Annotated in this window: 24 protein-coding genes, 4 tRNA genes, 1 pseudogene and 1 CRISPR repeat array; of the genes and pseudogenes, 2 read left to right on the forward strand and 27 right to left on the reverse strand. The window is 68.4% G+C overall.

Translation table 11 applies throughout. The features are described from left to right. The 5 genes from ACTIDRAF_RS31970 to ACTIDRAF_RS0213715 all read right to left on the reverse strand — a co-directional run. Positions 1 to 920: RAMP superfamily CRISPR-associated protein (locus tag ACTIDRAF_RS31970; protein WP_016699304.1), on the reverse strand; the 920-nt coding region annotated here is incomplete at its 3' end. Next, on the reverse strand, positions 917 to 2,206 hold the full coding sequence (locus ACTIDRAF_RS0213700) for a type III-B CRISPR module-associated Cmr3 family protein (RefSeq protein ID WP_016699305.1): 1,290 nt from the start codon (positions 2,204 to 2,206) through the stop codon (positions 917 to 919). The genes ACTIDRAF_RS31970 and ACTIDRAF_RS0213700, both read right to left, overlap by 4 nt. After that, on the reverse strand, positions 2,199 to 2,768 hold the full coding sequence (locus ACTIDRAF_RS28800) for an RAMP superfamily CRISPR-associated protein (RefSeq protein ID WP_157163024.1): 570 nt from the start codon (positions 2,766 to 2,768) through the stop codon (positions 2,199 to 2,201). The genes ACTIDRAF_RS0213700 and ACTIDRAF_RS28800 overlap by 8 nt, the downstream gene beginning before the upstream one ends. Then, entirely contained in the window at positions 2,768 to 4,180 is a 1,413-nt protein-coding gene (locus tag ACTIDRAF_RS0213710; protein WP_016699307.1) for a Cas10/Cmr2 second palm domain-containing protein, read from the reverse strand. The genes ACTIDRAF_RS28800 and ACTIDRAF_RS0213710 overlap by 1 nt, the downstream gene beginning before the upstream one ends. Further along, positions 4,180 to 6,327, reverse strand: coding sequence for an RAMP superfamily CRISPR-associated protein (locus tag ACTIDRAF_RS0213715; RefSeq protein ID WP_016699308.1), 2,148 nt, complete (start codon positions 6,325 to 6,327; stop codon positions 4,180 to 4,182). The genes ACTIDRAF_RS0213710 and ACTIDRAF_RS0213715 overlap by 1 nt, the downstream gene beginning before the upstream one ends. A 1,147-nt stretch (positions 6,328 to 7,474) precedes the next feature. Between ACTIDRAF_RS0213715 and ACTIDRAF_RS0213720 the strand changes: the two genes are divergently transcribed. Continuing rightward, positions 7,475 to 8,575: an SAVED domain-containing protein gene (locus ACTIDRAF_RS0213720; protein ID WP_157163025.1), complete on the forward strand. Its 1,101-nt coding sequence runs from the start codon at positions 7,475 to 7,477 to the stop codon at positions 8,573 to 8,575. Positions 8,576 to 9,097: 522 nt separating this feature from the next. After that, a CRISPR array of direct repeats spans positions 9,098 to 9,392; the repeat unit is 30 nt; unit sequence GTCCTCATCGCCCCTAAGAGGGGTCACAAC. A gap of 315 nt (positions 9,393 to 9,707) precedes the next feature. On the opposite strand, the gene ACTIDRAF_RS35310 is transcribed toward ACTIDRAF_RS0213720, so the two are convergent. From ACTIDRAF_RS35310 to ACTIDRAF_RS0213770, 9 genes are all read right to left on the reverse strand, one after another. Further along, a complete protein-coding gene (locus tag ACTIDRAF_RS35310; RefSeq protein ID WP_016699311.1) occupies positions 9,708 to 9,836 on the reverse strand; it encodes a hypothetical protein in 129 nt (42 codons plus the stop codon). Between the two features lie 365 nt (positions 9,837 to 10,201). After that, entirely contained in the window at positions 10,202 to 10,822 is a 621-nt protein-coding gene (locus ACTIDRAF_RS0213735; protein ID WP_016699313.1) for a response regulator, read from the reverse strand. Then, complete coding sequence (locus tag ACTIDRAF_RS28810) at positions 10,819 to 12,072, reverse strand: sensor histidine kinase (protein WP_016699314.1); 1,254 nt, start codon at positions 12,070 to 12,072, stop codon at positions 10,819 to 10,821. Before ACTIDRAF_RS28810 ends, ACTIDRAF_RS0213735 begins: the two co-directional genes overlap by 4 nt. A 99-nt stretch (positions 12,073 to 12,171) precedes the next feature. Then, entirely contained in the window at positions 12,172 to 12,936 is a 765-nt protein-coding gene (locus tag ACTIDRAF_RS0213745) for an ABC transporter permease (RefSeq protein WP_026066081.1), read from the reverse strand. Next, positions 12,936 to 13,871, reverse strand: a complete 936-nt coding sequence (locus tag ACTIDRAF_RS0213750; RefSeq protein ID WP_016699317.1) for an ABC transporter ATP-binding protein — start codon at positions 13,869 to 13,871, stop codon at positions 12,936 to 12,938. Before ACTIDRAF_RS0213750 ends, ACTIDRAF_RS0213745 begins: the two co-directional genes overlap by 1 nt. A 541-nt stretch (positions 13,872 to 14,412) precedes the next feature. Further along, a tRNA-Val gene (locus tag ACTIDRAF_RS0213755) sits at positions 14,413 to 14,487 on the reverse strand. 1 nt (position 14,488) lies between these two features. After that, a tRNA-Cys gene (locus tag ACTIDRAF_RS0213760) sits at positions 14,489 to 14,560 on the reverse strand. A 46-nt stretch (positions 14,561 to 14,606) separates the two neighbouring features. After that, a tRNA-Gly gene (locus tag ACTIDRAF_RS0213765) sits at positions 14,607 to 14,679 on the reverse strand. 141 nt (positions 14,680 to 14,820) lie between these two features. Then, positions 14,821 to 15,246: an SsgA family sporulation/cell division regulator gene (locus tag ACTIDRAF_RS0213770; RefSeq protein WP_016699318.1), complete on the reverse strand. Its 426-nt coding sequence runs from the start codon at positions 15,244 to 15,246 to the stop codon at positions 14,821 to 14,823. Between the two features lie 626 nt (positions 15,247 to 15,872). On the opposite strand from ACTIDRAF_RS0213770, the gene ACTIDRAF_RS0213775 reads away from it, so the two are divergent. Next, a tRNA-Val gene (locus ACTIDRAF_RS0213775) sits at positions 15,873 to 15,944 on the forward strand. 96 nt (positions 15,945 to 16,040) lie between these two features. Here the strand turns inward: ACTIDRAF_RS0213775 and ACTIDRAF_RS0213780 are convergent. The 13 genes and pseudogenes from ACTIDRAF_RS0213780 to ACTIDRAF_RS0213840 all read right to left on the reverse strand — a co-directional run bounded on the left by ACTIDRAF_RS0213780 (position 16,041) and on the right by ACTIDRAF_RS0213840 (position 24,339). Further along, positions 16,041 to 17,012, reverse strand: a complete 972-nt coding sequence (locus ACTIDRAF_RS0213780; protein ID WP_016699319.1) for a tyrosine-type recombinase/integrase — start codon at positions 17,010 to 17,012, stop codon at positions 16,041 to 16,043. Positions 17,013 to 17,147: 135 nt separating this feature from the next. Beyond that, a pseudogene (locus ACTIDRAF_RS35665) lies at positions 17,148 to 17,264 on the reverse strand (hypothetical protein); the annotation flags it as partial. Then, a complete protein-coding gene (locus tag ACTIDRAF_RS0213785; RefSeq protein ID WP_016699320.1) occupies positions 17,264 to 17,443 on the reverse strand; it encodes a helix-turn-helix domain-containing protein in 180 nt (59 codons plus the stop codon). The gene ACTIDRAF_RS0213785 and the pseudogene ACTIDRAF_RS35665, both read right to left, overlap by 1 nt. Before the next feature lie 2 nt (positions 17,444 to 17,445). Beyond that, positions 17,446 to 18,765 (reverse strand): replication initiator, encoded by a 1,320-nt coding sequence (locus ACTIDRAF_RS0213790; protein ID WP_016699321.1) that lies wholly within the window; start codon positions 18,763 to 18,765, stop codon positions 17,446 to 17,448. 83 nt (positions 18,766 to 18,848) lie between these two features. Next, a complete protein-coding gene (locus ACTIDRAF_RS28815) occupies positions 18,849 to 19,703 on the reverse strand; it encodes a hypothetical protein (RefSeq protein WP_039787271.1) in 855 nt (284 codons plus the stop codon). 26 nt (positions 19,704 to 19,729) lie between these two features. Then, a complete protein-coding gene (locus ACTIDRAF_RS0213800) occupies positions 19,730 to 20,047 on the reverse strand; it encodes a hypothetical protein (protein WP_016699323.1) in 318 nt (105 codons plus the stop codon). After that, entirely contained in the window at positions 20,037 to 20,444 is a 408-nt protein-coding gene (locus ACTIDRAF_RS33820) for a hypothetical protein (RefSeq protein ID WP_157163026.1), read from the reverse strand. The genes ACTIDRAF_RS0213800 and ACTIDRAF_RS33820 overlap by 11 nt, the downstream gene beginning before the upstream one ends. Continuing rightward, entirely contained in the window at positions 20,444 to 21,574 is a 1,131-nt protein-coding gene (locus ACTIDRAF_RS0213805) for a hypothetical protein (RefSeq protein ID WP_016699324.1), read from the reverse strand. The genes ACTIDRAF_RS33820 and ACTIDRAF_RS0213805 overlap by 1 nt, the downstream gene beginning before the upstream one ends. A gap of 367 nt (positions 21,575 to 21,941) precedes the next feature. Beyond that, entirely contained in the window at positions 21,942 to 22,127 is a 186-nt protein-coding gene (locus ACTIDRAF_RS28820; protein WP_016699325.1) for a hypothetical protein, read from the reverse strand. Beyond that, positions 22,127 to 22,396 (reverse strand): hypothetical protein, encoded by a 270-nt coding sequence (locus tag ACTIDRAF_RS0213815; protein ID WP_016699326.1) that lies wholly within the window; start codon positions 22,394 to 22,396, stop codon positions 22,127 to 22,129. The genes ACTIDRAF_RS28820 and ACTIDRAF_RS0213815 overlap by 1 nt, the downstream gene beginning before the upstream one ends. Positions 22,397 to 22,399: 3 nt before the next feature. Next, positions 22,400 to 22,585 (reverse strand): hypothetical protein, encoded by a 186-nt coding sequence (locus ACTIDRAF_RS0213820; RefSeq protein ID WP_016699327.1) that lies wholly within the window; start codon positions 22,583 to 22,585, stop codon positions 22,400 to 22,402. A gap of 522 nt (positions 22,586 to 23,107) precedes the next feature. Continuing rightward, on the reverse strand, positions 23,108 to 23,458 hold the full coding sequence (locus ACTIDRAF_RS0213835) for a hypothetical protein (RefSeq protein ID WP_016699329.1): 351 nt from the start codon (positions 23,456 to 23,458) through the stop codon (positions 23,108 to 23,110). A 146-nt stretch (positions 23,459 to 23,604) separates the two neighbouring features. Further along, on the reverse strand, positions 23,605 to 24,339 hold the full coding sequence (locus tag ACTIDRAF_RS0213840) for a GntR family transcriptional regulator (RefSeq protein WP_016699330.1): 735 nt from the start codon (positions 24,337 to 24,339) through the stop codon (positions 23,605 to 23,607). Between the last annotated feature and the right edge of the window lie 162 nt (positions 24,340 to 24,501).

The following is a 24,501-nucleotide window of genomic DNA, read 5'->3' on the forward strand; positions in this document are numbered from 1 at the left end:
CGGGGAGCCGCCGCGCCGAAGGCGCGGCAGATCAGGCAGGTTCCGCAGGAGGGCCGCTTCGTGTCAAGGTCGACGACCGGGGAGCAGGCGGCTGCCCCCAGCGAGCGGAGGATGTACTCGCAGCGCGAACGCAGGAGTCCCTTCCAGGTGCTGCCGGGTACGACGGGTTCGCCGCCGGGGGCGCGGAGGAGGAGCGCGACGTCGTTCTGCCCGGCCCTGCTCTCGACCTCGCCGTTACCGATGTGCAGACCGTCCACGACGGACCAGGGGAGGTGGAGCACCGGCTCAGGAGGTTCGGGGGTTCGTAGTGGCACGACCTCCGTGTGCTCCTCGGCGAACAGGTCGAGCCCGCCCCGGGTCAGCCACGCCCGCCGCCCCGACGGGGTGCCGAGGTCGAGCTGGCCGCGCCGGATCTCCTCGATGGCGCACGTCCCGTGGCCGATCGTGCGGCCGCCGCCGATCGTGGGCTGCCAGGTGAGGAGCGCGTCGATCAGTTCGTCGCCGAGGTCGACGTCGTCCAGGCGGAAGTAGGCGGTGACGCGTGTCCCGGCGGGCAGGTGTTCGGACCGCCGGAGCGGTCCCGCCGCCGCCGCACCGCGCTCCCGGTCGATCGCGGTACGCGTTCGGTGGACCGTCTCGTCGTGGTCGACGCGGGTGCCCAACAACCACAGCGCCGACGGGTGCGGGGGCTCCTCGGTCGCGCCACCGAGGAACGTCTCGGCCCGGTCGCCGAGATGGGCGCGCAGCGAACCGGCGAGGGAGGTGGCGGGAACCCTGGGAATTCCTTCGGCCGTGCGGGCCAACGGGAGCGCGGTGCCGAGCAGGAGACCGTCGTCGTCCTGCTGGAGGAGTTCTGGTGCGGCGATGCCCCCTGGTGAGGTGAGGCGCAGCCGGACCGAGACGAACAGTCGTGCGGTCATCGGTCACCTCCTCGCAGCTGGATCTCCAGTGCCGCGACGACCTCGGGGATCCACGATTGTTTGCTGCGCATCAAGCCGTCCAACAACTTTCGCCGGTGTTCGTCGAGGGCGTGGAACACCGGCCGTCCGAGGATGTGGTCGACCGAGGGAGCCTTGTCACTTTGCGACGCGAAGTGGTAGAGGCGCAACTCCTTGAGGATCCGTCGGCCGTGCCCGGTCCTGACCAGCATGGCGGCGAAGGCCGCGGCCTTCGCCCTCGACGATCCGTCGGCGTGGTCCTCCGCCGTGACGGGCGGCGGCTGCCACCGGTCCAACTCGATCCACCCGAGCCCTTCGGCCCGCCGTAACCCCACCCCGTGCTCCAGCAGCCTGGTCAGGTCGGTCGGGTCCGGATCGTCCGACAGTTCCAGGACGTAGGTGGAACCGGCGGTGACGGCGTGCTCCTCCGACTTCGGCAGGTCGGTGGCCGAGTGCCAGCCGGTCAGCCGCTCTCGCCGGGCCCATTGCCGGGTGATCTCGACGTCGACCCCCAGCAGCTCGCGCAGCACGGACAGGTCCGGGACGTCGCTGGGCCGACCGGCGGCGTCGACGAGCACTCCGGGGGAGACCAGCCGAAGGACCAGTCGGCGCCCGGTGGCGGTGGGCGGGGTGACGGTCCTCGGGGTGGCCTCGTACCGCACGAGCCCCGAGGTGCTGCGGCCACCACCGAGCAGCAGGGGCCGGCTCGCCGACAACCAGGAGCTCTCGGTGCCTCTGGTCAGGATGGTGCCGAGGAACCGCCGTGGTGTGCTCCCGTCGCGGTGGTTCAGCGCCTCGCGGGTGAAGAGGGCGCCGTCCCGTGCGGTGCCGTCCGGGTTCAGTGCCACCCGGGTCCGGTGCACGACCGGGTCGTTCCCACCAACGAACTCGACGTCTCCCCGGCCCGCGCGCAGCGGCCCGCCGCACTCCGGGCAGTCGGTTCCCTCCTCGTCCCACGCCGTGTCGACGACGACGTCGGCGCAGGCTGCCTCACTGAGGTAGGAGCAGCGCAGTACCGAGAGCGGCACCACGGAGGATCCCTCCGCGAACAGCGGGGAGAACCGCACGCCGCGCTCGAAGGTGTCCCGCAGCTGGTTCCGGAGGTCCGGGTCCGCCGCTGGCTCGCCGTGTTCGGCGATCCACGCCGCCGCCAGGGCTCCGCGCAACACCGATCCCGGGACGTGCCGGTGGGTCCGGGTCAGGTTGCCGACGCTCTCCCCCATCCCGAGGGACAGCGGTTGTTCAGCGGTGAGCGTCACCTCAAGCATGCCTTCCTCCCGGCCGTGCGGCGCGAAGCGCCTCGAACTCCTCCAGCAGGGCATCGTCGATGGCCCCGTCCCTCGGGCGGAGGCTGACCCAGCCCAGCCCCCGTCGCCGGTCTCCGCCGAGGTTGTGCACCCCGGCGGCGGCACAGGTGAGCACGACCCGGTGCCGTCGACGCGCCTCGGCGTCCAGCGGGCGGGTCGGGAGCAGGGAGAAGCTGGCGCCGGGGCACCAGACCTCGTCGGACAAGAAGAACGAGCCTTCGCGCGCGGTGTTCGTGACGGGGTCGATGGCGATGCGGGCTCGGTGGACCACGACGGGGTCGATGGTGAACGCCACGGGACCCCAGTGCCAGGGTGCGGCCCGGTGCTGTCCGCCGGACGCACCGAAGACCTCGGCGACGAGGTCCGGGCGGGTGGGCAGCAGCAGTTCGGCGGAGGCACGCATGACGCCCTTGAGCGAGCTCGGGGGGAGGAGGTCGTCGGGATCGACGGTCTCCGCCACCCCGAGGTGCGGGGTGCCGGTACCGACGCGGAAGGGGCCGTGGAAGGTGATGTCGATGTCCATCACCACCACCTCGCGATCCGCAGTGCGGTGTCCAGGCCCAGTCGCGTCGGTGGGTCGCCGTCCATGCTGGCGGGGGTGTGCTCCGCCTCGCGTGCGGGATCCGAGCCGCGCCGTGGAAGGAACGGCGTCCCCGCCGTGACGCCGACTCGGCGGCTGTGCGCGAGGGCCGCCTCGGGGCCGCCGTCGACGAGCGCCATCGCGAGGTTCTCCCGGAACGAACGCGGCGCCCTGGCGAGTTCGGTCAACTCGTCCTGCCTCTGCTTGAGTTCGTGGAGGGGGACCACGCTGCCCTCGTCGTGGCGCCCTTCCGTGGTGAGGTCGTGGAAGCACAGCCACGAGGAGCGACCAGCGCCGGCCCGTTTGCCGCGGGCGAGGGCGCTTTCGGCCAGCGCGACGATGGTGGTGAAGGACTCGTCGTGCCGGGCGAAGATCATCGCGGCGGACATGGTGGGAGCGGAGATCTCGACCTCCAGGTCCAGCCCCCGCACCAAGCGCGACATCCGCTCGTTGAAGCCGGCGAGCAGGGCGCGGGCGAACTGCCAGGCGTGGTCGGCGGAAACGCTCACCAGGACGTCGTCGCCGCCGAGCACGTGCAGGATCAGCGGCAGCGAGCGGCCGGGGATTCCCCGAACCGACATGGTGGCCTCGGCGAGTGCCTCGAAGGTGGCCTTCGACAGTTCCCGAGCCAGCTTGTCCCGGGTCAGGTGGGCGTTTTCCGGGGCACGCAGCCGTTCGGCCGGGATGTTGGCGAGCTGGCGGAAGAAGGCGCCGATCCGGTTGCCGTCCGCGTGGATGACCGCGATCCGCGTTTCACGCCGCCCCATGCCAGCCAGCGCCTCGAACCCCCCGTTGACGGGTTCGCGGTTCAGACGACTCGCGAGTCTGCGTTCCCCGGTGCGGCTGGCCGACAGCGACTGCCACGATTCCCGCTCCACGCAGTCCGCGCACACGTTCCGCTCGGCGTCGTCGAGGGTGGCCTTGGTGACTGCGGGGTCGATGCCGCACAGTCGGCAGAGCGCGGCGAGGGGCAGCTCTGCCACGGTGGGCAGGTCCACCCGGCTGCGGCCGCTCAGGATCGTGGGTCGCATCTGCTCGGCGTAGGCGGTGACGTAGTCGCGGTCGGTGGCCCAGACGACCTGGAACTCGGCCCCGGGCAACCGTCGCCGGAGCGCGCGCAGCACGACGGCGGAAACGCGGTCGACGTCGTCAGGCGAGTCCAGTTCGAGGCTGACGACACCGTCGATCTCACCTGCCTCCTCGTTGAGCCGAGCCCCGGTGCCGGCCAACGCCTCGACGGCCACCGACCGCATGTCGATCAGTGCGGCGCTGGCCGTCCGCCGACCTCGAAGGGTGGGCGTTCGCGCGAGGTAGCGCTGGATGCGCACCGCGGCGATGTCCAGGTAGGTGCGCATCAACGGCCCTTCCCTTTCTGGGCCTGCCGCCCCTTCTTGCCCTGGTTCCCCGCGCCCTGATGTCGCTGACCGCCCACGGAGGGCTTCCGGTGCTGCCCCTTGCCATTCGAAGGCAGTTTCGTGCGGCGTGCTCGGGGAACGAACTGGGCCTCGGCGGGTGCGGTGATGTCGGGGAGGACGGTCAGCGGCATCGCCTCCTTCCTCGTGGCGACGCCCCGCGACTCCTGCCAGAACTCGAAATCCGGTTCCAGGTCGTCCGGGTGCAATTGGCCCGACCGGAGGTCGCCCTTCGTCGGGTAGTAGACATAGCGTGGGTCGACGTGGTCCAGGGTCAACGCGGACGTCAGCATCGGCCACACCCCGCGCACCCCCGGGTCCGTGGCCTCGACGAACGCGGCTATGGCATCGGCGACCGCGACGGTGGAGGCGGTCTCGCCGAGGTACCGGCTCCGCGCCGTGTGCGTGGTGAGGGTGACGACCTCGCCGGTGCAGCTGCCCAGGCCCAACGGACGGGCGTGGCCCACGCCGAAACCGATGCGCTTGGCCTGGTCAGCGGCCTCCAGCACGAGGGCCGGGTCGAGTGAGGCGAGTAGCCCCCCGAGTTCGGCCAGGTCGAGGTTCTCGAAGGAGACGGTGATCCGGAAGCGCGCGCCCGGCTCCAGGCACCGGCCTCGGACTGACTCCTTCCCGAATGCTCCCGATTCGGCCGCCGGCATCGTCTCGGTGGGCAGCCGGAAGTAGGGGCGGTGGGTGTAGTCCTGGGTCAGCCAGTAGTGCTTCCGGCCACGGAACCGGCGCGGACCCCGGCCGTCCTCGTCGTTGTCCAGGCGGGAGCCCCACTCCCGGAGCGCGGGCTCCCCCTCCGGCGCGTGCTGCCCCTTGCCCCTCGGGTCCAGGTATGCCTGCCCGGCACCGGGACGCGGGGTGCTCAGCATCGGGAAGCGGCGGACCTTCTGCCGGACCTCGTTCAGGGGAAGTCCGTCGGAGAACCGCAGGTGGCCCCGGTAGGACCGCTGCCGGGCGCGGTACTCCGCACGCTCGGCGTCGCCCGCGTCGGCGTCGGGTTCGGCCTCCCTGGCGTCCACGGAACCGAAGACGCGGCAGGTCGGGCACAGGTGACCAGCGTCGGAGCAGGCCAGCAGCTCGGGAGGTACTCGGTCGCCCGCCGCGCCAGAACCCGGGTGCCGCCAGATCGCGGACGCGGCGAAGTCGAGGGTTTCCCCGTCCCGCTGCCGTACCCACAACACCTGGCCGGGGTAGGCGGACCGCCCCACCGCGTGTCGGTACCCGACGAGACGTTGCCGGCCCGTAGGACCGGAGAACCGCACCTCCCGCTCCCGGTCGGTGCTGGCCTCGCCCTGTTCCCGCGCGTCACGGCGTGCCTGCCGCAGGTCGTCGGTGTCCTCGACCAGTCGGAGGAACCGCTGCCAGGCGTCGTGGGCGTCGTCCTCGAGCGCGTGCTCCTCCTTGCCGAGCAGACCAGCGGCCACGTAGTACCGGTGGGACACGTCCCGCGCGGCGGCGTCGGTGACCAGGAGAACCCAGTCGGTCCCCGGTTCGACGTCCCCGAGAGCCTTGATGACCCGGCGTCCCCGAGTACTACTCCCCCTCGAGTTCGCAGCGAAATCGGTGAGGCTGACCGTGGCGCCCGTGATGACCTTCTCCGCACCACCCAACACGTCAGCCAGCACCGTCGATTCGATCCACACCACCTCGTCGCAGAGCCGGAGCTTCCTGGGGCGGCCGTGCCGCACATCCGAGACCTGGGCCAGGGTCCAGCCTGCCCGGGCGCCGGCAGCGGTGGAGTGGGCGTTGGCCACTTCGTCGCGGTAGGTGGGCACGAAGTCGGAGTCGAAGACGCGGAGGCACCCACCGACCAGGTTCTCGTGCAGGTTGCGCACCACTCCCGCCACCGTCGATCCCGGGATGAACGGTGTCCACTCGCCGGTGTCGGAGTCGCGCCTGTTGGGGAAGACCGCGACGTCGTTCTCGACCTCACCGGTCGCCAGGTGCAACGGGCTGTGGTTCGTCCAGACGGCCTCGACGTGCCCGGAGTACCTTTCGCACCCCTCGTCGGAGGAACCGAGGAGGGCGTGACCCGCTGGCCGCCGACGGAACGTTTCCGGGTCGACCCGCGCGAACGGCACGAAAGTGTAAGGGTTGATGACGCTGGGAATCGTACTCGCCTCCCTTCGAGGCAGTGGAACACGTCGAGGACCGACGGGCGGGTGTGCCTGCGCGGCGCGAGGAGAGCGTGCCTCACACCGGATTCCTGAGCGGGTTCCGCCGACGCCAGTTCAACGCCTCATGGTGGTGGACGCATTCGGCGCCGACGCCGCAAGCGCTTTTCCGGCGTCCCACGTCGACAACTGACTGGGCGCCTCAACCGATGCGGCCGTTCCCCGGCTACCCGCGAACCGGACAACGCATGGGATGACCGATGGCGACGTCCCGCCCGTTCCGACTTCGCCGCGCGGCTGAGGGCACTCCTCCTGAGCGTCCGGGACATCGTCCCGCAAGCCGTTACCGAGCGGCCGGCCCTCGGCTCGGACCGAACAGCTCCGCCGGGATCAGTGACTGATTTTCCTGACGCTTTTCATCGTGGTCACGTTTCCACACATCACGAAACCCACCCCCTGGAGCGGACATCCTGGTTCGACCGCGTCGACTCCCCCTGAGCTGACGCGACCAGGCGACCTTACCGGACGGGCGATCCCGAGGAGGGCATCGGGTTATTCCACCGCGAGAATGATTGCGCCGACAATAGCCCGACGACTACTTCGGAGTCGGCCTGATATCGCCACGGAACGGCCCACGCCTGGTCCTCAACCCCCTACCGGGCCGGACCGCGCGGCACGTGGGCCTCCCGTCGAGCTGCCCGGTTTCATGTTCCTCCCGAGCGATCGAGTCGCGGAAATCGCCTTCCGAAATGAGATCCTCAGAACAGCGGCGGAGGGGAATCACTATCTCGCACCCCCGATCCCCACCCGTTGTCCAGAATCCACTCACCAGGAGCATCCTCCCGCTTCCGCGTGCACCGCCTTCCGGTACCGTGATTCTCGCCGCGTCCCGCGTCGTACCGCACCCGCACGGCCCCGCACGGGATTCCGAATCCCTTTCCGCCCGGGCCACACCGCTCTGCCCGCCACCCACGCGGAACGAGCACCCACACTCGCTGGGGGCGAACTTGCGGGGACGGCAGGAGGAAGGGCGCGACAAGGATCGACGGCGGAGGGTTCGTCGACCGGTCGGCTCACCACATGCTGAAACCAACTGTCCGGATGGAGGGCTTTGGTGACGAATTCAGGAACGCCGAGGTTGGCTGGGCTGGACGTGGTCGGCTCCTCCAGTGGCCTCGGCGGCACGACCGGTCGCTGGGCGGCGGTGGCCGACGGCACGGCGCCGATCGCGGTGGGAAGCGTGGTCGCGGGCGGGTTCGGGGTTGAGCTCGCCAAGTCCTTTATGGCGGACGAACCCGGGGGTCGGTGGTGGTTCGCCCTCGCGTTCGCCGCGGGACTGGGACTCATCGCCCTGGGGTGGCGGCTGCGGAGCCGGGCGCGCCGCCAGGTGCGGATCGGCATCACCGCTACCGCCCGCGATCCCCGCCGAGGCCTGATCGAGGCCAACCGGCTGGAGCAACAGGCGGAACGCTTCAGCCAGAGCACGTGCACGGTGACCATGAAGACCAGCGTCGAGTTGCCAGCCGACAGCCTCTGGGACCAGCTCCGGGTCGACGCGCTCGCCGACGAGACGGTGACAGCGATCAGGATGGCGGAGAACCTCACTCCGGACGCGACCCGGATCAACCTGATTCCCACCATGCCGCTGCACGTCGCCTTCTGGTTCGGTGCCCGGCTCGGGCACACCCACGCTCGCGAGATCGTGGTGCACGCGATCCGGCAGGGCGACGGTGCCGTTCCCTACTTCCCGGCGACGACGCTGCGCATGATCGATGATGATCCCGGGACAACGCCGTTGACCGTCGAACAGCTGCAGTCGATCGAAGGCGGCGACCCGACCAAGGCCGCTCTCGCCCTGGACCTCCAGGGACTCGGAAAGGACTTCTCCACGCACGTGGAGGAGACGTGCCGCCGCGATGGGATCGGACACCTCCTGGTCCTCAGGCACGACGCCAGAAGGTTGCCCGAGGACCGCACCACCTACACCGGCGTGGTGGAGCAGACCTGCCGTGTGTGGCAGGACCAGGCGCCTGATGAGGCACGCACCGGGGAGTACGCGATTTTCCTGAGCGGTCCGGTGGCGATCGGGGTGGCACTCGGAGCTCGGCTGGCCGCGCAGAGCCGAGGCCGCTGGACCGCCTACACCTTCGACAAGGACAACAACACCTACGAGCCGTTCCCGTTCCGCCCCCTCGCCCCCCAACCAGCCGAGTAGGACCGGAAATAGCCGGCCCGGCCACGTCGGCCGGGCCGGCCCCCCGAGTGCGAGCCCACGAAGGCGGTGCACCGATCGACGACAGTCCCAGCTCTCCGACTCCCCGACCCCTCCCTCCGCGACTTCCTGACGGCGCCCAGTGCAGGACGGCCTTCCCGACCGGCAACCGGCCCGATACACCGACGGGGTTCCACCGCCTCCACGAGACGCCGTCCAGCCGACCTGTTCCCCACCGCAGGCTGACCTCCGGCACCTCCACCCATCGCTCGTACTCTCCGCGATAGCGTGTCTCCGCAGGGTGCACACCTCCTCGTGCGAGGCAGCTTCGGCAGGCCTCGTACGACAGGACGGAGAGCGAACGGACGACCACGGGGACGCCCCGACCACGGGCGAGGAGCGGCCGCATGCCCGAGTACCATTTTCAGCGAACCCCCCGGGTCTGATGTCAAACCTCGGGTTCGCCGCAGAACAGCCACGAAAGGCGCCTCCTGGACGGCGTCCTACCTGGGCCTTTACTCTCGGGTCCTCATCGCCCCTAAGAGGGGTCACAACTCCACTGCGTTCTCCTTCTTGTTCGTTGCGGGGGGTCCTCATCGCCCCTAAGAGGGGTCACAACCGACCTGCTCGGCCTGGGCCTGGGTGAAGCCATCGCGTCCTCATCGCCCCTAAGAGGGGTCACAACGTTGGGCTCACGGCGCCCGATGGGCACCAGAGCGTGTGTCCTCATCGCCCCTAAGAGGGGTCACAACCGCAAGAGCAGCCTGGCCGGCGGGATGGCAGCGGTCCTGTCCTCATCGCCCCTAAGAGGATTCACAACACGGACGGCATGACGGAGCTGTCTCGCACTGTCGAGGGTCCTCATCGCCCCTGAGAGGGGAACAACGCGGGCGGCCAGGGCGTGAAGACGGGATCGGGCGGGACCTCATCGCCTGTCGTGGTCGGCTGCATCGGCGTCGAGGCGTCACCACGGTGTTCCGCCCAGACTCGCCGGCCCGCGGTCGACCACGATCAACTCGTCGCCCAGGAAGTCGTCCACGTCGGGGCCCAGCCACGACTCGCCTGGTCGAGCACGGTGGAACCTGAAGGTGCCGTTCGTGCTGTTCGATCCCACGGTGCAGCGCACCGCGACGGGCTAGGGCAGCGCGCGGACGAGCCGCGCGTCCTCCAGGGCGAAGCCCAACCCGTGCCGCAGCACCAGCACCTGGTCCGCCTCGCCGATCACCAGCTCGTCGTCCTCCAGCGGGCCGATGTCTACGGGCACCGCGCCATCCAGGTGGATCTCGTTCGTGGCGCGCTCCCATGCGGTCAGGTCCTCGGTAGCGGTGTGGGGTGCGTGAGCGCGGGTGGCGCATCGGGCGAAGACCAGGGCCGGGCCGCACGATTCCCTCGTCCAGCACCTCGCGCAACTCGGGAGCCAACTCCGCCACTGGGGTGGCGCTCGCCGGGCGGGCCGGTTCCAGGGGGTGGCGCGGCGCCACCCCGAGGACGGGTGCGCCGGCCGGCGTGTGCCGGTGTCTCGCGGACACCGAAGAGCCGCACGACCGCTAGCTGGCGGAATGTCGACGTCCACCCCGACCTCGGTGCCGCTCCCAAGCGGTCCTGCCGTGCGACGGTCGGCGGGGGGCGTCAGGTGAGCAGGCGACGGCGGTAGCCCTCGGCCACCGCCGAGGCCCGGTCACGAACGTCGAGTTTGTCGTAGATGTGTTGCAGGTGGGTCTTGATGCTCGCTTCACCGATGAACAGCGCCGCGGCGGCCTCCCGGTTCGAACTGCCGTTCGCGACCAGTTGCAGGACCTCCTTCTCCCGATCGGTCAGTGTGCCGGCACCGGGCCTCCGAACCTGTCCCATGAGGTGCTGCGTCACCGACGGCGCGAGCACCGGCTCGCCGCGCGCGGCCGCCCGGACGGCTCGCGCGAGTTCGTCGGGCAGAGCGTCCTTCAAGAGGTATCCGATCGCACCCGCCTCGATCGCCGGCAGGACGTCGCTCTCGCTGTCGAACGTGGTCAGGACCAGCACTCGGGCACTCGGGACCAGCTGGCGCAGGGCGGCGGTCGCGGTGACGCCGTCCATCCCGGGCATTCGAAGGTCCATGAGCACGACATCGGCTGCCAGCAGCTTCGCACGTTCGATGCCTTCGGCGCCGTCCCCTGCCTCACCGACCACGAGGATGTCCTCCGCGTCGGAGAAGGTGTCGCGGAGGCCGCCCCGCACGATGGGATGGTCGTCGACGATGACCAGTCGAATCATCGTTCGGTCTCCCCCTCCGTTCCCGTGGCCCCGGGGGCGATCGCCGGAACGCGCGCGCTGACGGATGTCCCTTCACCTGGTGCGCTCTGCACCTCCACGTGCCCGCCGACCCCTCTGATGCGCTGGCGCATGCTCGTCAGGCCGAAGCCGGTGCCGCCCCCTTTCGGGAACCCGCGTCCATCATCCCGCACGTCCAGCAGCACCTCGGTGCCCGTGTAGGACAGCGTGACACCGACGCGCGAGGCCCCGGCGTGCTTCGCCACGTTGGTCAACGACTCCTGCGCGACCCGGAACAGCGACACCTCGATCGCCGGGCTCAGTGGCTCCCGGGTGCCGGTGACCTCCACCTGCGCGCTGATCCCCTGGTCCTCCGACCACCGTTCGGCCAACGTGCGCAGCGCGTCGGGGAGGTGCGCTCGCCCGAGTTCCTGGGGAGCGAGCGCCTGCACGGACCGCCTGGCCTCGGTCAGGCTGCTGCGCGCGAGCCGGAGCGCACGCGCCACGTGCTCCCCCGTTTCGCCCCGCACGTTCGCGGAACGCTCCGCTGCCTGGAGCTGTGTGATGATCCCGGCCAGCCCCTGGGCGAGCGTGTCGTGGATCTCGCCGGCCAACCGCTGCCGCTCGTCCTGCGCCCCGGATTCCCGGGCCTGGGCGACCAGTTGCGCATGGAGCCCGGCGTTCTCGTGCAGTGCCGCCTCGAGCCGCTCGACGAGTTCCTCCCGCTTGCGTTCCTCGGGTTCGCTGTGCGCCGTCAGCAGGATGCCCACGCCGATCGCCGCGGTCTGCACGACGACGATCAGGATGAACTCCGCGAGCACGTCCGGGCTCGGGTCTGCCCACAGGCGCATCACCGAGCCGTTGAGGGCAACGGAGGTGGCCAGGACTCCGAGCACCCCCAAGGGCCACGGCCTGAGCACGTACGCGTGGAAGAAGCCCGCGATGGTGAAGACGAGGAAGATGTCGGAGTAGGTCATGAGGGTGACGCACAACGCCAGCAGCCCGACGAAGAAGATGCCCGCCGGGACGGGCCGGACCGTCCTCCTCCTGATCGGCACCGTGTGGCCGAACAGCACCCACAGCACCGAGACCGCGACCAGCCCGAGGACGGATGGGCCCTCGGGCCAGAAGCGTTCACCGGAGGTGGGGAGCACCCACGAGAAATAGGTCGCCGTCGAGATCGTCAGCAGCAGCCACGGGGTGACCAGCTGCAGGAGGTCCCAGACCCGTAACTGCTCCGCTTTCCAGGCCAACCGGGAGCGGTTCGCGGTCTCCGCCTATTCCGCGATGGCGGTTTCGCGCATCCCGAAGCTCGGGCGCTCACCAGCTCCGGCATCCCGCATCATCGACCTCTACTCCCAGCGGAAGAGCTCGGCGGCGACCGCGCTCGTGGTCACCGCGACAACCGCCATGACGGCGATCTGCGGCCAGAAGGGCTGCCCACCGGTGGTGGAGGTGAGCTCGCCCGCTTCGGCGGACCACGCCTCGGTGAGTGCCTGCAACCCGGGCGGTATGAATTCGCCGACCTCGCGCAGCACGTCGGGCATGACGACACGGGGCAGGAAGGCCCCGCCGAAGAACATCAGCGCGACGAACAGGAGGGTACCGACCTGGTTGGCGGCGCTGCTCGTGCGGACCACGGCCGCGGACACCATGCCGATCCCGAGCAGAGCCGCATAGCCGACGACGAAGGCGACGGCGAACTCCAGGGGCCGCTCGGGAGGCGCGATGTCCAGCACCGCCCACGCGAGGAGGATCATGAGCGTCGCGGAGACGACCACGGAGGCGAACGCGACGATCATCTGCGCGAGCAGGACCCTCCCCGGAGGCGCGGGAGTGGTCGACAGCCTGCGCAGGATGCCGCGCTCACGATACGTCGCGACCACCGCCGGGACGTGCTGCACGGCGATCATCACCATCCCGAACACCAGTGCGGTCGGCGCCCAGACGTCGATGTCCCGGAGCCCGCCGGTTCCCGGCGACGGCTCTCTCAGCGCGGGGATGGCACCCAGCCCGAGCAGGAGTCCCGTCGGGAACAGCACTCCGAAGATGACGGTGGCGGAGTCCCGGAGGAAGAGCCTCGTCTCGACCTTGACCATCCTCAGGAGAGCACGCATCAGTCGCCCCTCCCCGTGGCCGCTTCTGGGGGCTCCGGAGCGCGTCCCGTGAAGGCCACGAACGCGTCGTCGAGGTTGCGCTGGTCGACGCGGAGGTCCTCCGCCACGACCTGCGCCCGCGCGAGAGCCCCTGCGACGCTGCTCAGGAACTGTCCCCTGCCGGTGACCAGCCAGCGGCCCTCGGTGACCTCCACGTCGGTCACGTCGGGGAGCTCGGTCAGGACACTCCTGTCCAGCGGTCGGCTCACGCGGAACCGGACCTGCTGCACCGCGCTCGACCGCGCGATCAGCCCTGCCGGCGTGTCCACCGCCGCGACCCTGCCGCCGTGGATGACGGCGATCCGGTCGCTGAGGCGCTCCGCCTCGTCCATGAAGTGGGTGACGAGGAGGATCGTGACGCCCCTGTCACGAACCCGTTCGATGAGGTTCCAGGTGTCGCGCCTCGCCTGCGGGTCCAGTCCCGTCGTGAGCTCGTCCAGGATCGCGACTTCCGGGTTGCCGACCAGGGCGAGCGCGATCGACAGCCGCTGCTTCTGCCCGCCGGAGAGAGCCTTGTACTGGGTGTCACGCTTCTCGGTGAGCCCGAGGAGCTTCATGAGCTCGCGCCAGTCGGCGGGGTTCCGGTAGAAGGAGCTGTGGAGCTCGAGGGCTTCGGCGACCTTGATCGCGTCCGGGAAGCTGCTCTCCTGAAGTTGCACGCCGAGTCGCTCACACACCTCCGCCCGGTCCTTGGTCGGATCGAGCCCCAGCACGGAGATCGACCCGGAGTCGGGCGTTCGCAGACCGGCGATGCTCTCGACGGTCGTCGTCTTGCCGGCGCCGTTGGGCCCGATGATGCCGAAGATCTCCCCCTCCTCGACGGTGAAGGAGACGTCGGCGACGGCGACGTGCTGCCCGTAGCGCTTGTGCAGGTTCCGTACTTCCAGTGCGGTCACACCGCGAAGTCTCGGGCGCGCCGCACCGCGCTACATCGACCGTGGCGTCTGCGCTCGGGTTGATCCGCGCCTCCACCGTTCGGTGGATCTCCAGCGCCTCGCGGAGCGGGCAGGACACGGGGTCACGACGACGTCCTCACCGGGGCTCCAGGAGGAGTCCTCGGGCGCTCGAACAGCCGACGCCGCTGCTGACCGTCCACCGTCCTCGCCGGAGCGGGACGGCACGGGCTGGCTCCGCTACCCCGGCTCGCACGTCCATGGCTTCCGCCACGTGCACAGGTGCTGGATGAACGACGACGGGATCCCCGAGCTCACCCACCACGCCGACTGGTCCACCGCAGGCACGGAGTGCAGGGCATCTCCTCGCGCGTGACCAGGGTCGTGATCGTCGCCATTCTGGCGGCCTCAGCCCGGCGGTGGGAGATCACTCGGTAGAGCCGCAGTTCCGGTAGTGCCCGGAAACGATCCGCCGAAATCTCCCACGACGCGGAAAACCCCGCCGACGAAGGTCGTCGACGGGGTTCCTATCACCATGTGGATCTGGTGGGCGATACTGGGATTGAACCAGTGACCTCTACCGTGTCAAGGTAGCGCTCTCCCACTGAGCTAATCGCCCGAGGCGGAGGCGGGAATCGAACCCGCGTACAGGGCTTTGCAGGCCCTTGCCTAAACCACTCGGCCACTCCGCCGAATCCCGGCTCACACCGGGACGTCGGCCTCGTTACGGCCGCTCAGAGCGGACGACGGGACTCGAACCCGCGACCCTCACCTTGGCAAGGTGATGCGCTACCAACTGCGCTACGTCCGCAGAAGCAAGGCGGTGAACCCCTGGGCTTGGTCCCTCCCGGGGAGTCCCTGCCTCGCTGTCGTGATGAGAACTCTAGCGGACCCCGTCCGGGTGGATCAAACCGGGGGTCCCCAAACACTCATGGTCGGTCGTTTCCGCTGGTCAGGACCGGTCGTGAGGGAGCAGTCGCGCCAGCGCGTCGTCGACGTTGACCCAGAGGTTCTCGTTGCCGGGCATCACGACGTCGTAGGTCTGGTCGAGGAAGTCGGCGAGTTCCTGCGCCGAGGCCTCGAACATCGCATGCCCCGAGGGGGAGCTCAGCTCGATGACGACGACCTCGGGGTTGTCCATGGCCGGCCGCAGCCGGACGTCACCGTCGCCCACCTCCGCGATGAGACCGTCGGCGAGCAGGTCGCGGGCGAAGACCCACTCGACACTGCCGCCTCGACCCGTCTGGAACGCGGCGACGATGGCGTAGGGGTCGCGGGTGTCGTACCGGAGCTCCACGTGCACCGGCACGGCCGGCGTCCGGGGGGCCAGCAGATCGAAAACAGCCTTCGAGCAGAGCGTCACGTGATCGTTGCGCATTGTTGTTACCCTCTCCTGTTCACTACTGGTCTGAAACGACCGACCACAACAGTTGTGACGCGTAGAGACCCGAAAATGCTCGCATTGAGCCGAGACATCACCCGTACGGGTCAGAACTAATTCGTTGGGCGACCGAACAGCTGCGCTCCGTGCCCGGAATCCCAGGAACATCTCCTGGCCGTACGCCTCCGCCAAGGCGGAGCGGGCAGTCATCTCGCTGCGTGACGCAACTGGACGTCGACGCACGGTGAGTGCCACGACGAGCCACTTCCACTCTTGTCACATGCCGCCATCGTCCGTCCCGAGCAAACCAGAGCGCAGCCGCGCCGGCCATCATCACATTGCGGGAAAAAGCACAGGGTGAGCCGTCGCCGGAAGCTCGCGCTCCCGACCACCCGCCCCGGAGGAGGCGGCACGGAAGGCGGCCCACCTCGACGCGGGAGACACGGGACGCCGGGAGACGGCGCAGCCGCCCACCAGGCGATCCGGCTCCATGATCCGGCGGCGACCCCCCGAGCGAAGACCGCCGAACAGGTGGTGTAGTGTTCTTCTCGTCGCCGGGACGCCCGGCGACACCGGAGCCGGCCGAGCAAGTGGAAGCGATTCCGCCCTCGACCAGGAACCACGGGCGATTAGCTCAGGGGGAGAGCGCTTCGTTCACACCGAAGAGGTCACTGGTTCGATCCCAGTATCGCCCACCCAACACCGAGGCCCAGGTCACAGACTCGCAGAGCGGGTAGTGACCTGGGCCTTCCGGTGTTCCTGCCGCCTGACGGTCAGCGAGGAGTCAGCAATCAGCGCACGGCCATCGCTGAACCGTCGTCGTCCCGGTCGTCGAGCGCGTCGAGCAGCCGAGCGCGGTTGTCGGTCCGCCGCGTGTAGACGTCGAGCGTGGTCGAGGACCGCTCGTGCCCGAGGACACGTTGCACCATGTTGACAGGGACTCCGTCGTCAACCAGCCACGTGGCGTACGAGTGCCGCAGATCGTGGAAGGTCATGCCCTCTCCCGCGTGCCGAGCGACGTGGAGCACGGCCTGGCGATGACCCTCGAACGTGGCCGAGTGCTCGACGCCCTCCGTGTCGGTCCACCCTGCCCGCCACCGCTGGGCGTCGAGCTGGACGAGGTCGCCGAGCAGGCCCGCCCGAACGAGCGACGGACGCCACACCCGCGCCCGCCAGGTACCCCGGCTCAGGGGAGTACCCGCGTCAGTGGGGAACACCAGATCGCGCGGCCCGGGGCTCACCCTGCCGAGGTGGTCCCGGAGTGCGGTGAGCGCCCATCTGGGGAGGGGGATGGTCCGCCGGCCGGCTGCCGTCTTCGGGGAGGGCTTTACCGAGCGCTGACCGCTGACCTCGACCACGGTCCGCACGACCCGGACGGTGCCCGCGGTGAGGTCGACGGCATCGAGGGCCAGGCCCGCGATCTCACCCCATCGCATCCCCGAGCCCGCCGCCACGGTGACGAACGCACGGTGGCGCTCGGGTACGGCCGGGAGAAGCCGGGAGCGCAGCACCTCACGGGTGATGACGAAGTCGTCCCGGTCGGCCTTCGTTCGCCGAGGGAGTCGAACGCCCTCCGACGGGTTGAACGCGATCAGCTTGTTCCGGATCGCCGACCGCAGCACACCGGAGGCCAGCCGGTGGCACTCGGCGATGCTGGCCCGTGAGAGCCGCCCGGCGAGGCTGGTGATCCAGCCCTGTAGCGCCACGTCGTCGATCTTGCCGAGCGGCCAGGTAGCCCACTGCGGCAGCACGTGCGTTCGCATGATCGATTCGTCGCGTGCCCTCGTGGTCAACTCCGTGTTCCACGTTGTCATCCAGCGCGCTGCATGATCGCCAAACAGCGTCCTACCCGCGTGCGGCGAAACGTAGCCGCCGTCTGTTTTCTGCGTCTCGATCCGAGCCAGGAACGCCTTCGCTTCGCGCTTGGTCGCGAAGGTCTTCGCCGCCTGTCTGCCCGAGGGCTCCCGCCAGTTCGCACGCCATTTCCCGCTCGGCGTGTTGACCACATGGCCCATCACATAGCCTCCTCTTCATCCAACCACTTGTGAAAACGGGCTTTTGAGATCACCCACCGGTCGCCGAGTTGGCGAGCGGGGATGACACCGGTTCGCACCTGGTGGTATGCCAGGCTGCGGCCGATCCCCAGCAGCCGCGCGACCTCGGAGACGGAGTACGCGGCACGAGCGGCACTCATCGTCAGACCTCTTCCTGTCGGTGTTTCTGTTGGCGTTGCATGCGTCGGTTTTCGTAGATTCCTTCGGCGAGTTCACGTTCTGCGTCACTGCGGTATCCGGTACCGAGGAACTCCCAGGAGTTGACGACGAGGACGCTTGCGCGGTCGACTCCGAGAGTGTGGAGGGCTTCGGTGAGTCGCCATTCTCGGCGGTCTTCGCGGAGGCGTTTGAACGTCGTCGAGTAGTAGCGGCTTTTGCTCAGGAAGTGGCCCCGGAAACCGAGCATGTGTGCCCATCGGCGGAGGTGGGCGAGCCCCGGCTGTGCCCCGAGATCCCAGGCGGTCTGGATGATCCTGCGGTGGTGGGCGCTGATCTTCAGCCGGTCGATGTCGGCTTGGGAGCGGATCGGGCGATCGGCCGCTGTGGTCGTGCCGGTTCCCTTGGTCGAGTACTTCGCGACGTAGGCGGCTAGGGCCTCCTCGCTGATCTGGCCGGCATGGCCTTCGAGGGTGGCGGCCTGGTCTGCGTGGATGGGGCGAATGTCGACCTGAGAGCCCCATTGGAAGGTTCGCCCGGTGGTCTTGTCGTGGTATTTGGCGGTGCGAGCGGTGAGCGCGACGGCCTCAGTAAGCAGGTCCGTGGTCGCCCACGAGGGGGACGGGGCGGCGGCACCGTCTGGCCCGTCGAGGCGGAGCACGGCGTGGAAGTGGATCAGCCCCCGGGTCTGGTACTCGCCGACCTTGGCGAACGAGAGCCGCGCGTGCTTCGGGAACTCCCTCACCGTCAGGCCGGCTGCGTGGGCGACCGCGCGGCGTAGACGGGTCATGGTCCGTGCCCACAGAGTCGAGGCCGCGCCCTGCCACAGCACTGCGCCCTCGTAGTCGTAGGTGTCCGGGTCGACGGGGGCGCCGATCCGAGGGTCCGCCCGGTGGTGGTAGTCGCCGCAGCGACAGGGCACCACCCGCCCCCGGGACGAGGTGCGCCGAGAGTGCACCGGGCCGAACGACGGCGCGGTGAATGTGACGAACAGTCGGGGCCGTTGGCGGACCGACAGGGGCACGTCCTTGGCCCCGCCAGCCAGGCCCGCTCGCAGCAGGTGGAAGGCGTCGGCGGAGTACCGGTCACTACAGCTTGGGCAGACCGACTCGCGTCGGTTGCCGCAGGGGGCGAAGACAGCGCCGGCACGCTTGGCCAGGACGTGCCCGTCAGGAGTCTGGACCTGCCAGGCACCGCCGAGGCGAATCGGCACCGAGCAGCCACCCACTGCCTCGACCTTCTCGCGCCACTGAGTGAAATCACCCGCCTGGACGCGCAGGCGGATGCGTTCGTCGAGTGTGGACATGAGGGACCTCCAAAGACGAAGAGGCGGGCGCGACCAGGGGAAGGGGTCGCGCCCGCCTCGTGAACGGGGGTGTGATCGGAGGGTCAGGTAGTGGCCGGGTGCAGTGCCGAGGCGATGCGCTCAGCCAGGTCGACCGGTACCCGCACCGCAGAACGGACGTCGTCAGCGGTGACCGGACGACCCCGTGCGGCCGCGTCCTCGGCGACCGACCGCAGTGGAGCGGTCAGCGCGTCAGGCAGCCGCAGCCGCCGCGCGACCTCCCCGACATCGGCAACAGTCGGTGTTGCTTCCGGCGCCGAAATCGGCGTCATCGGGACGGTCGGCTCCGCAGGCACCGGTTCGGGGCCGGCTGTCGCCACCGGGACAGGCTGAACCGGCGCATCGTCGGCCGCCTGCCGAGCCCGGTCGTAACAGTCGGAGATGGCCTGCCGCATCCGCCGCTGCACGATCGGCATCGCCTCCGCGAGGAGGAAGACGATCACCGGGACCATGCCCTTGATGAACAACATCCCGAAGTCGAAGGAGTCACCGAACACAGCCGGGTACACGTTCATGAAGAACGTGCAGAACAGCAGGAATCGCTTGAGTCGGGTCACATGCTCGCTGGCCGGTTCGATTCCCCGCGACAAGATCTCTGACTCCCAGCTCAGCAGCAGAATCAGAATCCCAGCCACCATCGGCTCCACGAACCACGCAGCCCACCAGAGCGGGTCGCTGATCGGACGGTCGCCGGCAATGAACTCGTGCACGCCGGCGGTGGTGAAGACCAGACCGGCGGCGAGGAACCACCACATCCCGGTGGTGATCCGCCGCCGTGTCCGGTCCAGCCTGGCCGCAGCAACGTCCGGATCGTCTACCAGTGCCCGCAGATTCCGAGATTCAGCCTGCCGCTGCCGCAGGCGGATCACCGGCCGAGTGACACCCGCTTCGACGTCCACCCGGACGCGGTCACGCCACCATCGCATCATCGGTCACCGGTGGCGTAGGCCCAGATCGCTCGTCCACTGCGAGTCATGTAGAGCATCCGCACCGGTCGCGTCACGCCGTCCTCATCCACGGTGACGAGAGTGTCCCCGTAGGCGAGGTGGCCCATTCCCAGGAAGCCTTCCAGGATCTCGGCGAAATCGCCGGGCACGGGGTGAATAGCGTCGTCGTAGATGTCCACGAACTGACCACCGTAGGTACCGGCTTCCCCCGCCCTCTCCGCGTAGACGAGCGCGAGCGCCTGCCGCAGCAACGCCCGGGAGCCTTCGTCCAACCCCAGGTCAATTTCATCGCTCACGAGTACTCCTTCCCGGGTTCGTACACCCCTGTCCTCTCGACAGCGACCGCCACTTCGCGTGCAGCTTCTTTCCCCGCGTGGAGAGCGCGAGCAGGTCCACCACGCGGGTGACCGCGCCCTGTCGAGCTCGTACGGTCTCGCTGACCGTTGCCAAACCCTGCTCCAGAAGCGCCACCACCGCGCGCGCGTGGTGCCGGGGGACGTGGGAGGACAGGGTGTCTCCGTCAAGAGTCACCACGTCCTGCGACCACTGGCCCACGACGCCGGTATCTCCCCGTGCGATCAGTTCCAGCGCGTCTCTCAGTTCGTCCGGCGTTGTCCCGAACGCGGCGCTTTCCGACCTTGCTTTCGGCTTCGGGATTTCGGATTCTCCGCCGAATATGTCGAGCTGTCCCATCAGGCCACCTCCCGGTCACCGTGGAGCTCTACTACGTTGTCGTAGGGGTCCTCCGGTGCGTAGTTCTTGACCAGCTCAGCGATGTCGTCATCGGCCACCCACGAGGCCCGTACTCGGTACGGGTAGCGCTGCTGTTCGTGTTTCACGAACCCCACCCCGGCGTGCGTGCCCAGCGGGATCTCGTGGGCGAGCGCACCTGCCTGAAGCATGCCGTCCCCGAGGACTCCGTCGACGTGGTTCGCCGATCCGATAGCCAGGCAAATTCGAGTCGTAAAGAGGTCCCGGACCGGCAGAACGTCTTTTGTGGGTTCCTGAACGAAGCCCCACAGGGCGAACCCTGCCGCCCGCCCCTGGGTCATTCCCTCCGCCATGAGCCGGATCGCCCGCTTGACATCTCCGGAATTCCCGTAGGCGGACAGCATCGCTATCTCATCGACAATCAGGATGTCGAGAGGTGTTTCACGTGAAACAGTGAACTTCCGCTTGCCCTCACTGCCCAGCTTCTTTTGTCGCTGTATCAGGTCGTCTCGCCACGACTCGATGACGTCAACCCCGTCGCCGATGTCAGCATTACCCTCAGCGTCCGTGCACAACGAATGCTGGTAGAACAACGGCCCAGCCGAGGCCGATTCCATTCTTTTCGGGTCGACGAATCGGATGCGGACCAGGCCGTCCCGGATCATCGGCCCCATCGCGCGCAGGGGGTTCCAGATCAGCGAGCCCTTCCCGGAGCCGGACGCGCCAGCCCCGAGGATATGGCGGCCGAGCACCGACTCGGTCCACGCCCCGCCGTGCTCCGTCACGCCGAAGGGGAGCGCGGTGAGATCCACGTCCTCCGAGGACTCTGGAATCGGCTGCGCCTCAACCGGGTCCGCTCCATCGAACGGGTCTTCCCGCTCCACCACGAGCCGGAGGTGCTGCGGCTTGAGCTTGGTGATGGCGACACGCTCAGCGGCCAACGCGGAGGCGATCGCATCGGCGAGGTCCTGCCACTGACGCACCGTCTGGCCGGGCACCATGCGGACGTCGACCATGTCGATCGACGGCGTGACCGAGCGGACCCGGAGCACGCGCGGCACCCGTTCTTCTCCAGTCTTGCGGTTCTCCCTCGTCAGGTCCGCGTCCCGCATGACCCGGGTCCACCGGGGGCCGACGTAGGACCACCACCGCCGCCGGAACGACCGCAGTCGTGGTGCCGCGTAGCGGTCCCAGGACGGGGGATCGGCCCGGTACCACGCAAGCCCGGCAACACCCAACCCCGCTACCACAGCCGACGTCGGCAGGGGGCCGAACTGTGCCATGCTCGCCGCGATCGCGCCCGGAACGTAGAGAGAGCCGGGGTGTCGTGCCATCCAGATAGCGGCGTCGAACTCACGTCCCCGACGTCGAGTCGACGCACTGCCCCGATCGGTTCTAGTAGCCTGAGACATGACCACTCCCAGTGGTGACGGGGGGCCGGTCCCGCATTCCTGCAAGAATCCCGGGACCGGCCCTCCTTCAGTCGATCAGCGGCGACGCCGAGTCCAGCGCCACCGACAGCGCTGCCATCGATCGGGCGAACTCGTCGTGCCTCCTCTTCAGCGTTCCGAATCGGAACGGGACTCCGCGCATTCCCTCCTTGACGTGCTTCATGCCCTTGTCGAGATCCCCGGTCACCCGGCTCACGTTGTACTTCGCCGCCATCAGATCCTCCAGTCGCGGGACAGCAGCTCCACTTCCTGCTTCTTCAGTTCCTCCCGGAAGGTCTCCAGGTCGCGCTTGGCCTTTTCGATTCCGTCCTTGATCTCCTCCTTGTCGGGGGTCTGCCAGCCTCCGAACTTCTCGTGGACCGGCTCCCGCATCTTGCGGTGAAGCCGCTCCGCCTCCTCGATCGCGATACGGACTTCCTCCATCCCCGTCACGATCTGCTGATACTTTTCCTTGGCGTACCGGTTCACGGTCTGCGACTGCATGCGTCAACTCCTCGGGTTCGGGTAGCGACCGCGGAACTCGGCCTCCGCGATGATCTGGACGCACTCCGACATCTTCTGTTCCAGCAGGTTGTACAGTTGCGGGTGCAGGGAGTGCCTCTCCCGGAAGACCGGGTACCAGGCCGCCTCCAGCCCCTCTCGGAAGTCACCCAGGGTCGATTCAGTCGTCATGCTCACCTTCCGATGTCTTCGGCGACCTCAGTACGTGCTCTGGGGGCACTCCGTAATGTGCTCGAACAGCTCCGTCAGTTCGACGTACACGAAGCCGCATTCGCACTGCCCCAAGACCTCGATGAAGTAACTCACTTCCCTCCCTTGGGTTTCGGCGGCAAGACCCGCACACCCGACCCTGGTATGCACCCACCCTCGGTGTAGCGCATCACCTCAGCTCCTCCCGAATACGCCGTTCGACTTCGTCCAGAACGCCACCGTGCACACTGATCGTGCACTCCGGGTCGTCATCCATTCACGCCACCTCATTTCATTCGGTGTACCGTCAAGACCCCACTTGACACGACGTCGAGTGGGGCCAAGACCACGCACCGAGCAATTCAGTTATCAAAGAACAAGCGGACACAATGCCGCAGCACATTTCTTTTTTCGGGCGCGCTTAACCACTATGGAGTTTTCAAAGAACAGTTGGCCGATAGGCCGAGCCCCTTAAGGAAAGGGGATGTACGGGTCAGTGCGGCGTCAGCGCAGCGGCTTGAGCCCGTTGGCCGAGAACGCCAACCCCGCGCTCATCTGACCGTTGCGGGTCATCTGCCACGGGCTCACCGTCGCGTCGATCAGCTCGACGTAGGTGCCCTCGGCGAAGCCCTCTCCCGGGTCGGTCCGCAGCGTCACCCGGATCTCCTCGCCCTTGGGGGCGCGCTGCCCCTCGGCCGGGCGCTGCTTGGCGAACAGCGACACCACGAACTGCGTCTCACCCTCGAAGTTCGTCACCACCTCCTCCGCGCCAGACTCCGACGTCCGCATCTTGATCTGCGGCTCCTCCGTCACCATCAGCTTGTAGCCACTCAGGTTCACCGGGATGTTCCTCACCAGTACTCCTTACTAGTGCTCGGTGTGCTAGCACACCTTGGTTGTTTCTCTTCGCTGTTGTGTAACCCCAAAGTACCCGGTGTGCTAGTACACCGTCAAGAGCCGTGCCCGAGATCACTCGAATGGAGTAGCGATCTCGGGCCGCGTCAGAACTGGTAGGAGTAGTACGAACTCCACCTACCAGCAAGGACGACCGACTCACCGAACTCGACTGGCAGCTCGTTCTGGTCGTAGATGATGTTCTCCGCGGCCATCACCGGCTCGCCGAGCTTGCATCCGAGAGCGGCCGCATCTTCGCTGGTCGCCGCGCGGGCCGTGTACCTGTCGCTAGCTGACCGGAGGACACGGCCAGTCGTTGAGGCGATGTAGGCAGGCGTGCCCATCGTGATTCGGTCGGCGACGAGCAGGGCAGGAGCAACGTCGATCAGGTCAGCGTCAAACCAGGAGGTCGAAGCACTGACGGGCTCATCAGATGCGTTGTAGCGGACCCGCACTCTGCGGATAGCCTGCCGGGTACCGAGCGACAGCGCGTCACGAACCTGTTCAGGAGCCTCCACCACCTCAGCGCTCACGATGCGCGCGTACTCGCCTGGCGCGTAGATCCGTCCCGTCCGCGACATAGTCTCGAAGCGCTGTCGAGGTCCGCCCGCCGTAGGATGTCGAACCACGGACGATCTACCCGGGCGCGTCTCGACTAGACCGGCGTCACGCAGAGCACCCAGGACGCGTTGGGCGGTGGCAGCCGAGACTTCCCACTCCGCCGCGATCGCCCGCACCGAGGGGACTTCTTCCCCGGGAGCGAGGTCGCCCCGCTCGATCCGCTCCCGAATCGCTGTAGAGATCTGTAGGTACTCCGGAACGTGCCTTTGGATTTTGCTCATTGTTCACCTCCCTCTGTGCTAGCTCACCTGGGACCAGGGTACGGGATGGCTTGTGCACCTCAAGAGGAGAGTGAGGGGTACCACGGACCGTGTGTTCAGAGTTTCTTTACTTCATCAAGGCGGCCCCGCTGGCGCGGGGCCGCTGGCCGTCGGGGCCGGACT

The sequence above is a fragment of the Actinoalloteichus spitiensis RMV-1378 genome, from assembly GCF_000239155.1.
GTDB lineage: Bacteria > Actinomycetota > Actinomycetes > Mycobacteriales > Pseudonocardiaceae > Actinoalloteichus_B > Actinoalloteichus_B spitiensis.